The sequence below is a fragment of the Burkholderia sp. ZZQ-2 genome, assembly GCF_050768715.1.
GTDB classification, from domain to species: domain Bacteria; phylum Pseudomonadota; class Gammaproteobacteria; order Burkholderiales; family Burkholderiaceae; genus Burkholderia; species Burkholderia cepacia.
This window is the reverse complement of sequence record NZ_LDVA01000163.1, coordinates 1-12,612: the sequence shown is the minus strand read 5'-3', so window position 1 is coordinate 12,612 and position 12,612 is coordinate 1. Positions and strand designations below refer to the sequence as shown.

The following is a 12,612-nucleotide window of genomic DNA, read 5'->3' as shown; positions in this document are numbered from 1 at the left end:
GAAACACCGCTCGACGAGGTTCGCGCGGCGCTCGCCGCGAGCGGCGTGGTCGCGTTCGGCACGCTCGCGCGTGGCGACGAGCGGCCGCTGATCATCGACCGCCACGACCACCTGTACCTGTCGCGCTATTTCGACTACGAACGGCGGCTTGCCGATGCGCTCGTCGCGCAGGCCGGTGCGACCGTGCCGGACGAAGGTCTCGCGCCCGACCGGCTGCGCGACAGTCTCGCGCGTTACTTCGGGCCGGCGAACGGCGAAGTCGACTGGCAGCGCGTCGCGGCGATCGTCGCGCTGACCGGCCGCGTGACGATCGTCAGCGGTGGCCCGGGCACGGGCAAGACGACGACCGTCGTCGGCGTGCTGGCCTGTCTGCTCGATGCGCATCCGGGGCTGCGCGTCGCGCTGGCCGCGCCGACCGGCAAGGCCGCGCAGCGGATGCAGGAGGCACTGCATGCGCGGGCCGGCGACCTGCCGCCGGAACTCGCGGCGCGCCTGCCCGATACGTCGTACACGCTGCACCGGCTGCTGGGCGGCGGCGGGGCGGCCGGTTTCCGGCATCATCGCGACAATCCGCTGCCGTACGACCTGATCGTCGTCGACGAGGCATCGATGATCGACGTCGCGCTCGCCGCGCATCTGCTCGATGCGCTCGCGCCGGGCGCGCGGCTCGTGCTGCTCGGCGACAAGGATCAACTGGCCGCGGTCGAGGCGGGTGCCGTATTCGCGGAGCTGAGCGCGCGACCCGCGTTTACCGCCGCGGCGCGTACGCGCATCGCTCAGGCGCTCGGCATCGACGAGGCGGCATTCGTCGCGGCGTTGCCGGTGCAGGACGAGGCCGCGACCGTGGTCGCAGCCGTTCCCGCCGGGCATCCGGTTTCCGCCGCGGCCCGCGCCCCGGCGCCGCCATCGGCCACCACACGCAAGCCGGCGTCGCGACGGAAGGCCGATGCGCGACAGGCATCGCTCTTCGACGACGAACCGCAGGATGACGAAGTTTCGTCGTCCAACGTCGCGCCGCCGCCGGCCGAAACCGGTGAAACTGGCGACGCAGGCGAGGCCTCCGCATGGATCGAGGTCGACGAACTGGCGTGGCTCGACGCCGTCGAGCTGCCGCCGTTCGACGCCGGCGACGTGGCGCTTGCGTCGGTCACGTCGAACCCGCCGGGCGAACCCGCTGCCGCGTCCGCCGCGCCCACGCCCGCACCGGCACCGCTCGCCGACTGCGTCGTCTGGCTCGAACGCAACTACCGCTTCGGTCTCGATTCGCCGATCGGGCGGCTGTCGCTCGCGATCCGCAGCGGCGACGTGCAGGCCGCGCTCGACGCGCTGCCCGCCGACGATTCGGCGGCCGCGTCGTTCCATGACGATGCGGGCGAGTCGCTCGCGACGTCGACGCTCGAGCGGCTCGCGCGGCGGTTCGGTGCTTACCTCGACGCGTTGCGCGACGCGCTGGCCGCGCCGGTGCCCGATCCACTGCCGCTGTTCGACGCGCTCAACCGGTTCCGGATCCTGTGCGCGACCCGCAGCGGCTTGCGCGGCGCGGAGCACGTCAATGCGCTCGTGGCCGCGCACGTGCGCCACGCGGCGCGCGTGCCGCTGGCGGTCGGCGCGCACTGGTTCACGGGGCGGCCGATCATGGTGACGCGCAACGACTACGCGCTCGGGTTGTTCAACGGCGATATCGGCATTGCGCTGCCCGATGCGCACGGCGTGCTGCGCGTGTGGTTCCGGCGTGCGGACGGCACCGCGCGCGCGGTGTCGCCGGCCGCGCTGCCGCCGCACGAAACCGCGTTCGCGCTGACGGTCCACAAATCGCAGGGCTCGGAATTCGACGAAGCCGCGCTCGTGCTGCCGGCATCGTTCGGCCGTGTGCTCACGCGCGAACTCGTCTATACGGCCGTCACGCGTGCCCGCACGCGCGTGCAGGTGATCGGGCCGCGGCGCGTGCTGGCGCAGGCGGTCGCGACGCGCACGCAGCGCGATTCGGGGCTCGCGGCACGCGTCGACGAGGCGCTGGCACGGCGCCGCATGGAGACGTCGCTATGATGATCCGCTATACGCTCGATCCGGCCGAGGTCGAATGGACGGCCGTGCGCGCGCAAGGCGCCGGCGGGCAGAACGTGAACAAGGTGTCGAGCGCGATCCACCTGCGCTTCGACATCCGTGCGTCGTCGTTGCCGCCTGTCATCAAGGAGCGGCTTCTCGCGCTGTCCGACCAGCGCATCACGCGCGACGGCATCGTCGTGATCAAGTCGCAGGAATACCGCACCCAGGAGAAAAACCGCGAGGCCGCGCTGGCGCGCCTCGATGCATTGATCGCCGGCGTTGCGTTCACGCCGCGCGCGCGGGTCGCCACGCGGCCGACGCGCGCGTCGAAGGAGCGGCGGCTCGAGCACAAGTCGCGCCGCAGCGCGGTGAAGTCGGGAAGAGGGAAGGTGATCGACTGACGAATGGTCGGGCGGACGAGCCGCGGGTGCGACAGCCGGGCGCTCGCACCCGCGCCGGTTACCGCATCACGGTCCCGGCGCTGTCGAGTACGAAGTCGACGCAGAACACGACGAGCCGGCTCTGCGCGCGGATCGCGACGGCGGCCGTATAGCAGTCGCGGCCTTCCGTCAGCGAGAAATGCGGGCCCATCAGCGCGACGCGTCCGGGCGCGGCGATCGCGCGCTGGAAATACGGGCGCCGCGACCAGTTGCTGTGGGTCTCCGGAAAGAGCGGTGCGAGGCGGGTGACGCCGGCCTGGCCGTCGTCGGCGGGCGCACCGATCGACGGCAGGAACTGCTCGCCGGTTTCGTCGGTGACGAACACGCGGCGGGCGGCCGGCACCGCGAACACGCGATGCGCGGCGTCCTGCAGGTTGCCGCTCGCGGAAAACGCGGCCGCGCCGGTCAGCACGAGCCGCTCGATCGCGTCGAAGCCCGGCTGCTCGGCGACGACCGGCGTGTGCCGGCGGGCGATGAAGCGCTGCCACGCGGCGTCGAGCATCGCGGGTGCTGCCGCGCTGGCATGGGCGATCGATGCGTCGGGCTGGCCGAACTGGAAACCCTGCACGAAATCGATGTCGGCTTCCATCAGCGCCTGCAGTGAATCGTCGTTCTCGACGCCCTCGGCGAGCACCATCGCGCCGGCCTGGTGCAGCATCGACACGAGGTGATGCATGATGCGGCGATCGTCGGCCGAACCGGTCGAACGTTCGACGAGCGAGCGATCGAGCTTGACGATGTCGGGGCGCGCGCGCCACACGCGGTCGAAGTTCGAGAAGCCGGTGCCGAAATCGTCGATCGCGATCAGGAAGTCGCGATGCTGGATCATGTCGATCGTGCGGGCGAGCGCGGCTTCGTCGCGCGACGGCTGTTCGACGACCTCCAGCACGATGCGGTTCGGCGGCAGCGCGAAATGCCGGCACAGCGCCTCGACGAATTCGCGCTGCACGAGGCCCGAGTCGAGCACGCGCGGCGTGACGTTCAGGAACAGCCAGCCGTCGCCGATGCCCTGCGCGACGAAATTGGCCGTATGCAGGCAGCGCGCGAGCCGGTCGAGCAGCAGCGCGTCGGCGTCGGCGCGCGTCTTGTCGAACAGGGCGGCGGGCGAGATCAGTGCGCCGTTCGCGTCGACGACGCGCAGCAGCGCCTCGTAACCGACGACCCGCTTGTGCGTGATCGACAGCACGGGCTGGAACACGCTGCGCAGCGTCGTGGTGCGATAGGTGGCGACCCAGCCGCCGGGCGTCGGCGTGAGACGGTCGAGCAGGGAGTCGAGCGAGAGGTCGCGGGCGGGCTTCATGTCAACGGAGCCCGGGGGCGAGCGGCGGGGCGGTAGCGCGCCGCCGCGCTGAAGCGGTCGCACGCGCCGGCGGACGCGAAAGGACGTGAGACATCGAGGCCGCCTTCTGCGGGTAAGTGTTCGGAGTGTAACGGGAATGGGGCCGCTCGCGTATCAGGGAAACTCCAGACGCACGCGGGTATGCGGCTGCGGCCGGCGCCGCCCGCATGCGTGCCGCGCATGACCGCCGCGATGCGAAGGGCGCCGCCGCCGCACATGACAACCCGGCGGCATGGTGAGCATGGTGCGCACGATGAGGCGAGGCGGGAAATCCCGGCGGCCGGCAGGGCTGCGAGCGCATGTCGCCGTCAGACGAATGCCGGCGGCGCAGCGGCACCCTCCACGGCGGCGCGGAGAACAGCCGGCACCCGGTCGGAAGGCATCACGGCCCGACCGATGGCGATATGTGCACCCGGATGAATCGTCAGGTCGCTTCGCCGCTGCGCGGCCGGATCCCGGGAATCCGTTTGATCACGCCGGTCGCGAGCGCGGTGCCGACGAGCACGATCGCGCAGCCTTCGATCATCACGGCCGACACGTGTTCGCCGAGGAACAGCGCGCCCCACAGCAGGCCGAACACCGGAATCACGAACGTCACGGTGATGGCGCGGGCGGGGCCGACATGCGCGATCAGGTAGAAGTAGATGAAATACGCGATGCCCGTGCAGGCGACGCCGAGCGCGAGCACCGAGCCCCACGCGTGCGCGCTGACCGGCGCGGCCGGCCAGGTGGCGATCGCGAACGGCAGCAGCAGGACGGTCGAGCCGATCATGCTGCCGGTCGCGTTGACGAGCGGATCGACGCCGGTCAGCTTGCGCTTCGTGTAATTGGCCGCGATGCCGTACAGCAGCGTCGCGCCGAGTGCCGCGGCGGCGGCGAGCGCGGTCGCGGCGGCGCCCGTTTCGCCATGCGCATTCGCGATCTGGTTCCACACGAGCGTGAGCACGCCGGCGAACCCGATCACGAGGCCGAGTGCACGCGGCAGCGACAGCTTGTCCTTCAGCCACAGGTAGGCCACGAGTGCGCCCCAGAGCGGCGTCGTCGCGTTGATCACCGACGTCACGCCGGCCGACAGCGTCAGCTCGGCGAACGCGAACAGGCAGAACGGGATGCCCGAGTTCAGTGCGCCGACGACGAACAACGGCCACGCGTGACGGCGCAGCCGGGTGCCGAGATCGGCGGGTTTGAAGCGCGTCAGCGCGAAGCCGGCGAGAAACAGCGCGCCGATACCGACCCGCAACGCCATCAGCGGCGCCACGCCGAGATCGACGACGCCGATCCGGATAAACAGGAACGACGCACCCCACAGGGCGGCGAGCACGGTCAGCAGAAGGGCGTTCTTGGGCGACATCGAGTGTGAAGGGCGGGGAAGGGATGCGGGAATCTTACACCCCGTTACCAGGCCGTCGTTTCACGTTTCGATGAAATGGCAAGAAACGGGAATGTCGCCGGTTGCCGGCACGCGATGGCCGCGTGCCGGCGGTCGAGCCCGGTCAGTGATGGCGCCAGCCGCCGTGTCCGCCGCGTCCGCCGAAGCCGAAATTGAGCGATACCGCCGGTCCCCAATAGCCGCCCCATGCGGGCGCGTAGGCAGGCGCCGGATAGTAATAGGCGGGGCCTGGATCGACATAGACGGGGGCCGGTGCAGCCGTGTAGTAGCCGCCGGGATAATAGCCGTACGGGTAGTAGCAGCCGGCGAGCGTCACGCAGGCGAGCGCCGCGGCGACGAGGGTCCTGTTCATGATGTCTCTCCGGCGGAGCCGGCAATCGGCAGATGCTTAAGCTTAGGCCGCGCGCCGATGACACGGTGTGCAAAACGGTAACGGATCATTTCCGCATGGCTGTCGGCCACGTTGCGGCGCCGCATGCGAAAACGGCGCTTCCGCACCGCGAAAACGCCGTCTGGCCGACTGTCGCGGCGCGTTGCGCCGCCTTTTACTTGCCGACCTGGTTGCCGATGATGCCGCCGGCCGCTGCGCCGCCGAGCGTCGACAGCGCGCTGCCGCCGATCGCCGCGCCTGCGACGCCGCCGACACCTGCACCGATTGCCGTATCGCGCTGGCGTCGTGACATCGAATCGCAGGCCGACAGGCTGGCCACCGTCGCGACGAGCAGAGCGCATACCCCAAAACGCCGAATCGAGTTCATGATCGTTGTCCTTGTGGTAGTGAACGGAGGTCGCGCGACCGGCTGGCGACCGCGCATGACCCCAATCTACGCGCCGTCCCATGGGGCTGCTGTAAGGACTTGTTAAGGCTCGGGCGGTTTCGTAATCATTTGTTTCCCTCGCGTCGGCAGGCACGCGGTGTGCACACGCACAAAAAAGCCCGCTTGAAAGCGGGCTTGCGCAGCGCCGAAGCACGAGACGCGGCGGTCCGGGCGGACCGCCGCGCGTGCTTATTGACGGTGATAGATCTCGGCGCCGGTCTTGACGAACTCGACCGCCTTGACTTCCATCCCCTTCTTCAGCGCTTCGGTTTCCGACATGCCCTGCTGCGCCGCGAACTCGCGCACGTCCTGCGTGATCTTCATCGAGCAGAAGTGCGGGCCGCACATCGAGCAGAAGTGCGCGACCTTCGCGGAATCCTTCGGCAGCGTTTCGTCGTGGAATTCGCGCGCCTTGTCCGGATCGAGACCGATGTTGAACTGGTCTTCCCAGCGGAACTCGAAGCGCGCCTTCGACAGCGCGTTGTCGCGCACCTGCGCACCCGGGTGGCCCTTCGCGAGGTCGGCGGCGTGAGCGGCCAGCTTGTACGTGATGATGCCTTCCTTCACGTCGTCCTTGTTCGGCAGGCCGAGGTGTTCCTTCGGCGTCACGTAGCACAGCATCGCGGTGCCGAACCAGCCGATCATCGCGGCGCCGATGCCGGACGTGATGTGGTCGTAGCCCGGCGCGATGTCGGTGGTCAGCGGCCCGAGCGTGTAGAACGGCGCTTCCTTGCACCAGTCGAGCTGGAGATCCATGTTCTCCTTGATCAGCTGCATCGGCACGTGGCCGGGGCCTTCGATCATCACCTGCACGTCGTGCTTCCACGCGATCTGCGTGAGCTCGCCGAGCGTCTTCAGCTCACCGAGCTGCGCTTCGTCGTTCGCGTCGTAGATCGAGCCGGGGCGCAGGCCGTCGCCGAGCGAGAAGCTCACGTCGTACGCCTTCATGATCTCGCAGATCTCTTCGAAGTGTTCGTACAGGAAGCTTTCCTTGTGATGCGCGAGGCACCACTTCGCCATGATTGAGCCGCCGCGCGACACGATACCCGTCATCCGGTTCGCGGTGAGCGGCACGTACTGCAGGCGCACGCCCGCGTGGATCGTGAAGTAGTCGACGCCTTGCTCGGCCTGCTCGATCAGCGTGTCGCGGAAGATTTCCCAGGTCAGGTCCTCGGCCTTGCCGTTGACCTTTTCCAGCGCCTGGTAGATCGGCACCGTGCCGATCGGCACCGGGCTGTTGCGGATGATCCACTCGCGCGTTTCATGGATGTGCTTGCCGGTCGACAGGTCCATCACCGTGTCGCCGCCCCAGCGGATCGCCCACGTCATCTTGTCGACTTCCTCGCCGATCGACGACGTGACGGCCGAGTTGCCGATGTTCGCGTTGATCTTCACGAGGAAGTTGCGGCCGATGATCATCGGCTCGGATTCCGGGTGGTTGATGTTCGCGGGGATGATCGCGCGGCCGCATGCCACTTCCGAGCGCACGAATTCCGGCGTGATCTCGGCCGGCGCGTTCGCGCCGAAGGCCGCTGCGCCGAACGCCTGGCCCGGGTGCTGGCGGCCCATCATCGCGGCGAGCTTCGCGCCGTTCGGGCCGCTCGCCTTCAGGCTCTCGAGGTACTCGGCGCGGCGCTGGTTCTCGCGAATCGCGATGTATTCCATTTCCGGCGTGATGATGCCCTGGCGCGCGTAGTGCATCTGCGTGACGTTCTTGCCGGCCTGTGCGCGGCGCGGGTTGCGGTGCAGGCCCGGGAACCGCAGGTCGGCGGTGGCCGGGTCGGCCGCGCGCTCGAGGCCGTACTGGCTCGACAGGCCGCCGAGCACTTCGGTGTCGCCGCGTGCCTCGATCCAGCCCTGGCGCAGCGCGGCCAGGCCCGCGCGGATGTCGATCTTCGCGTCCGGATCGGTATAGGGGCCCGACGTGTCGTACACGTAGATCGGCGGATTCTTTTCGCCGCCGAAGCCGGTCGGCGTATCGGCCTGCGTGATTTCACGCATCGGCACGCGGATGTCGGGCTGCGAGCCGGTTACATAAACCTTGCGCGAATTGGGCAGCGGGGCGACAGCGGCGGCGTCGACGTGTGCGTCGGCGGACAGAAACTTCGGATTGGCGTTCATGCAATCTCCTGTATGAGCGCCGGACAGGCGCTTCGGCGCTTGCCCGGAGCCCTTGACGAATGTGGGGCTCGAGCTAAGCAGGAGACGAGGCTTGGTGAGGCGGCGGATTTCGTCAGAAGGATGGCGGCGAAATCCGTACGCTTCCCTGCGCTGGCATTATCCAGATCAGGTTCAAAGGGTATTTCTCACCCGCAATGCCGGTTGTTTGACCGCGCGCATTGCAGGACCCCCGCGTTAGCAGCGCACACGATACACTGGCTTCGCGGCGGTTTCAACCGGGAGAGAATCGGCTGCCCCGGTGCGGCCGCAGCATGGCGGGCGGTGCGATGGCCCGTCGAAATGGCAGCGCGCGTCGTCGCCGCATGGCCCCACGGCTTGGCCGGCCGCGGTGAAGCGGTGCAACATGGCGCGCTTTCGCGCAACCTCAAAAAAATTTTTCGCAGCGGCTGTCATTTCCCGCGACGTCGTCCGTCTATTCGGCTCCTTAAACCCATGTGTTGGAGAGATGTCATGAAAAAAGTACTGATCGCCGCTTGCGTCGCCGCTATCGCCACGATTGCCACGGGCGCGTATGCGCAGAACGACGCGATGTCGCAGCCGGGTTCGTCGATGTCGAAGGACGCGATGGGCCACGACGCGATGGCCAAGGATGCAATGGGCCATGACGCGATGAAGAAGGACGGCATGAAGAAGCATGCGATGAAGAAAGACGCGATGAAGAAGGACGCGATGTCGCACGACGAGATGGGCAAGCCGTCGGGCGACAAGATGGCGCCGTCGAACTGACGGAGGCGGACGCGGCGCGGCCGGCGCGTGCGTCGCACGGCGGCCGCCCGCATCGCATCCTGTCTCGTCGACTCATTCCCGGAGTCTTCATCATGCAAACCGTTCCCGCTACCGGCCGCGCGACCGCCACGCCGCCCGCGCGCCCGATTCATCCGCTGTGGGTGCGCGCGAGCCACTGGCTCAATGCGCTCGCGGCGATCCTGATGGTGCTGTCCGGCTGGCGCATCTACGACGCGTCGCCGATCTATCCGCCGTTCGTGTTTCCGCACGGCATCACGCTGGGCGGCTGGCTCGGCGGCGCGCTGCAATGGCATTTCGCGGCAATGTGGCTGCTGGTCGGCAACGGGCTGTTCTACCTCGCGATGTCGATCGCGACGGGGCGCCTCGCGCGCAAGATGCTGCCGGTCACGCCGGCGTCGATATGGCGCGACGTGCGTGCCGCGCTGGGCGGACGGCTGTCGCACGACGACCTGAGCGTCTACAACGCGGTGCAGCGTGCCGCTTACCTGACCGCGATCGTCGATCTCGTCGTGCTGGTGCTGTCGGGACTCACGATCTGGAAATCCGTGCAATTCCCGCTGCTGCGCGAATTGTTCGGCGGCTACGACAACGCGCGTGTCGTGCACTTCTGGGCGATGTCGCTCCTCGTCGCATTCGTTGTCGTTCACGTCGCGATGGCGCTGCTGGTGCCGCGCTCGCTGCTCGCGATGCTGCGCGGCCGCTGACCCGCGAGCCGCGGGCGAAGGAAATCATCATGTCGGAATCCGAATACAAGCGCGACGGTTCGCGCTGGACGCTCGACCGGAAGTCGCTCGAGCTCGACGTGCGTCGCGAGCTCGAGATGCCGTCGCGGCGCCTCTTCAACCGGCGCATCCTGACGCTCGGCGGCCTGACGATGCTGACCGGCTGCACGTTGAAGGACGACGCGTCGGTCAACACGTTCCTCGAGACGGTGTCGCGCATGAACGACCGTGTGCAGGCGTGGCTGTTCAGCGGCGAACGGCTCGCACCGACCTACACCGAAGCCGACATCACGCGACCGTTCCCGTTCAACGCGTATTACGGGATCGACGACGTGCCGCACGTCGATGCGTCGACGTACCGGCTCGTGCTGTCCGGCCGCGTGACGGGCAAGCGCGTGTGGACGCTCGACGAACTGTATGCGCTGCCGCACGCGGAGCAGATCACGCGACATATCTGCGTGGAAGGGTGGAGCGCGATCGGCCGCTGGGGCGGCACGCCGTTCGGTGCGTTTCTCGCACGGGCCGGCGCCGATACACGGGCGAAGTACGTGGGCTTCAAGTGCGCGGACGATTACTACGAGAGCATCGACATGCCGACCGCGCTGCATCCGCAGACGCTGCTCGCGTTCGACTACGACGGCCGCCGGCTGCCGCCGGAATTCGGCTTCCCGATGAAGCTGCGGATGCCGACCAAGCTCGGCTACAAGAACCCGAAGCACATCATGGAAATCTTCGTGACCGATACGTATCCGGGCGGCTATTGGGTCGATCAGGGGTACAACTGGTTCGGCGGATCGTGAGCGGTGCGTGGCATGCGGTGGCGGCGCGTGCCGCGATGCGTCACGCGGATTCACGCACCTGGAGGTCGACGCGCAGGCCGACAGCCGCCGCCATGTTGACGAGCGCGTCGAGCCCGAACAGGTTGATCTTGCCGCGCAGCAGGTCGGAGACGCGCGGCTGCGTGACACCCAGCTGTTTCGCGGCCTGGGCCTGGCTGAGCTCGAGCTGCGCGATGCGCTGCTTGAGCGCGATCATCAGTTCGGAGCGCAGCTTCATGTTCTCGGCTTCGGCCGGCTGGCCCTCGATTGCGTCCCAGACGCTCTCGTAACGTTCGTTGGTCATCGTTTCCTCTCCATCATCAGCGCGCGATAGCGCCGGGCGGCCAGTTCGATATCGGCCCTGGTCGTACGCGCCGATTGCTTCCGGAAGCAGTGAAGCACGTAGACGGCGTCGGCGAAGGTCGCGACGTAAATGATCCGGAATGCACCGCTCGCATCGCGCAGGCGAATTTCCCGCACGCCGACGCCGACGGTGCGCATCGGCTTCCAGTCGTCCGGCGCCAGGCCGCGTTGCACCTGGTCGATCTGGTGGCCGGCTTCGCGTCGCGCGGGCAGCGGAAAGCCGCGAAGATCGGCGAGGGCGCTGCCGACGAAAACAACCGGCTTCGGCGGAAGAATGGTCGAATTATACAAAATTTTGTATGGGTGGTGCGGGTTTTGAAGGAAGGTCGCGCAGGGCGCGCGGCGCGTGAGTCGACCGTCACGATAAGGGGGAAGCAGCGGCCGGCGTGCAGGACTGGCCGTTCGGCCGATGCCTGGCTCGGGCGCGTTGGATCGCCGTTGGCGGTGGGGGCGAGCCGGCACCGGCAGCGCATGCGCGCGGCGTATCCGGCCCCCGATTTCACCCGTCCGCCGGCCGTAAAATGTCGCGCGGAAACATCATTCGCGATCCTTTCAGACAGGTCCGATGATGCTTTCGAATCCTTGATGCCATAATGCCGAGCGTGCGCAGCCGAAACGGTTGCGCGCATTTTTTTTGTCCCTCTGCCGCCGCCTGCCGGTTCTCTTTCGTCGCCGTTCGCACTGCCATGTCGTTCCGCACGTTCGCTCTGCCTTCCCGGTCCCGCCAGGACCGTTTGCCGGCATCGCCGGCGTCTTTCAGCGGAGCACGCGGCGCGACGTGCGGGCAGGCTGCGCGATGACGCCGCTCGACCGTCTCCTCGATTTCCTCGCCCGCTTCTCGTTCCGGATCCGCCTGCCGCAAAGCCGCGGCGGCCGCGTCGCGCTGGCGCTCGTGTTCATCTATTTCGTCTGGGGTTCGACCTACAGCGGCCTGCATTTCGCGCTGCAGTCGTTCCCGCCGCTGCTGCTGTCGGGGCTGCGCAACCTGCTCGGCGGGATCGGCCTGTTCATCTTCGCGCTGCGGCGCAAGCCCGAATGGCCGACGCCGCTCGAAATCCGCAATGCGGGGATCGTCGGCACGATGCTCGTCGCGCTGTCGTCCGGCACGATCGCGCTCGGGATCAGTTCGGTCAGCAGCGGCTCGGCCGCGGTGATGGTGGCCACGGTGCCGCTGTTCGCGACCGTGATCGCGGCGGTCGCCGGGCGGCCGGTCACGAAAGGCGAGTGGGCGGCCGTCGCGCTCGGGATGGTCGGCATCGTCGTGCTGAATTCGGGCGGCGCGGCCGCGCAGAATTCGGCGCTCGGCACGATCTGCGTGCTGGCCGGCGCACTGTTCTGGGCCGGCGGCGCGCATCTCGCGACGCGGCTCAAGCTTCCGTCAGACCTGTTCCTGTCCACGTCGTTGCAGATCGGCCTGGGCGGCATGATCTCGACGCTCGTTGCCTGGCTGATCGGCGAGCGCATCGAGCACGTGATGGTGGGGCCGGTGTTCGCGTTCCTGTACCTGATGGTGTTCTGCACGATGGCCGCGTACGTTGCGTACGGCTACCTGATCCGCCACACGAGCCCGATCATCGCGAGCAGCTGCATGTACGTGAACCCGATCGTCGCGGTCGCGCTCGGTGCGCTGCTGCTGGGCGAGCCGGTGACGATGGCGACCGTGGTCGCGACCGTCGCGATCCTCGGCAGCGTCGGGTTGTCGTTCGTGTTCGATCCGGCGCGCCGGCCCGCGGCGCGCGCGGCAGCCG

13 protein-coding genes and 1 riboswitch are annotated in these 12,612 nt (G+C 68.1%); of the genes, 6 read left to right on the top strand and 7 right to left on the bottom strand.

Annotation, left to right across the window (positions count from 1 at the left end):
- Window positions 1-2,046 (top strand): AAA family ATPase (locus tag ABY44_RS09815; RefSeq protein ID WP_431641155.1); only part of this gene is annotated, 2,046 nt, incomplete at its 5' end.
- Window positions 2,043-2,447 (top strand): alternative ribosome rescue aminoacyl-tRNA hydrolase ArfB, encoded by a 405-nt coding sequence (arfB, locus tag ABY44_RS09810; RefSeq protein ID WP_021162067.1) that lies wholly within the window; start codon window positions 2,043-2,045, stop codon window positions 2,445-2,447. The genes ABY44_RS09815 and arfB, both read left to right, overlap by 4 nt.
- 58 nt (window positions 2,448-2,505) lie before the next feature.
- Here arfB and ABY44_RS09805 read toward each other — a convergent pair whose 3' ends face one another.
- The 5 genes from ABY44_RS09805 to thiC form a co-directional block, all read right to left on the bottom strand.
- Complete coding sequence (locus tag ABY44_RS09805) at window positions 2,506-3,786, bottom strand: sensor domain-containing phosphodiesterase (protein WP_027787944.1); 1,281 nt, start codon at window positions 3,784-3,786, stop codon at window positions 2,506-2,508.
- A gap of 463 nt (window positions 3,787-4,249) precedes the next feature.
- Complete coding sequence (locus ABY44_RS09800) at window positions 4,250-5,176, bottom strand: DMT family transporter (RefSeq protein ID WP_027787943.1); 927 nt, start codon at window positions 5,174-5,176, stop codon at window positions 4,250-4,252.
- A gap of 142 nt (window positions 5,177-5,318) precedes the next feature.
- Window positions 5,319-5,567: a hypothetical protein gene (locus tag ABY44_RS09795; protein WP_027787942.1), complete on the bottom strand. Its 249-nt coding sequence runs from the start codon at window positions 5,565-5,567 to the stop codon at window positions 5,319-5,321.
- Between the two features lie 193 nt (window positions 5,568-5,760).
- The gene (locus tag ABY44_RS09790; protein ID WP_021162063.1) at window positions 5,761-5,973 is read right to left on the bottom strand and encodes a glycine zipper 2TM domain-containing protein; all 213 of its coding nucleotides are present in this window, start codon (window positions 5,971-5,973) and stop codon (window positions 5,761-5,763) included.
- Window positions 5,974-6,222: 249 nt separating this feature from the next.
- Window positions 6,223-8,154: a phosphomethylpyrimidine synthase ThiC gene (thiC, locus tag ABY44_RS09785; protein ID WP_060173780.1), complete on the bottom strand. Its 1,932-nt coding sequence runs from the start codon at window positions 8,152-8,154 to the stop codon at window positions 6,223-6,225.
- A 124-nt stretch (window positions 8,155-8,278) separates the two neighbouring features.
- A riboswitch (TPP riboswitch) is annotated at window positions 8,279-8,395 on the bottom strand.
- Between the two features lie 269 nt (window positions 8,396-8,664).
- On the opposite strand from thiC, the gene ABY44_RS09780 reads away from it, so the two are divergent.
- The 3 genes from ABY44_RS09780 to ABY44_RS09770 all read left to right on the top strand — a co-directional run bounded on the left by ABY44_RS09780 (window position 8,665) and on the right by ABY44_RS09770 (window position 10,483).
- On the top strand, window positions 8,665-8,940 hold the full coding sequence (locus ABY44_RS09780; protein ID WP_027787940.1) for a pentapeptide MXKDX repeat protein: 276 nt from the start codon (window positions 8,665-8,667) through the stop codon (window positions 8,938-8,940).
- Window positions 8,941-9,032: 92 nt separating this feature from the next.
- Entirely contained in the window at window positions 9,033-9,665 is a 633-nt protein-coding gene (locus ABY44_RS09775) for a cytochrome b/b6 domain-containing protein (RefSeq protein WP_027787939.1), read from the top strand.
- Between the two features lie 29 nt (window positions 9,666-9,694).
- Window positions 9,695-10,483, top strand: coding sequence for a molybdopterin-dependent oxidoreductase (locus ABY44_RS09770; protein WP_021162060.1), 789 nt, complete (start codon window positions 9,695-9,697; stop codon window positions 10,481-10,483).
- A 40-nt stretch (window positions 10,484-10,523) separates the two neighbouring features.
- Here the strand turns inward: ABY44_RS09770 and ABY44_RS09765 are convergent, their stop codons facing one another.
- Window positions 10,524-10,805, bottom strand: coding sequence for a helix-turn-helix domain-containing protein (locus ABY44_RS09765; protein ID WP_021162059.1), 282 nt, complete (start codon window positions 10,803-10,805; stop codon window positions 10,524-10,526).
- Complete coding sequence (locus tag ABY44_RS09760) at window positions 10,802-11,155, bottom strand: type II toxin-antitoxin system RelE/ParE family toxin (protein ID WP_060173781.1); 354 nt, start codon at window positions 11,153-11,155, stop codon at window positions 10,802-10,804. Before ABY44_RS09760 ends, ABY44_RS09765 begins: the two co-directional genes overlap by 4 nt.
- A 505-nt stretch (window positions 11,156-11,660) precedes the next feature.
- Between ABY44_RS09760 and ABY44_RS09755 the strand changes: the two genes are divergently transcribed.
- The coding region (locus ABY44_RS09755; protein ID WP_431641154.1) for an EamA family transporter at window positions 11,661-12,612 on the top strand (952 nt) is incomplete at its 3' end.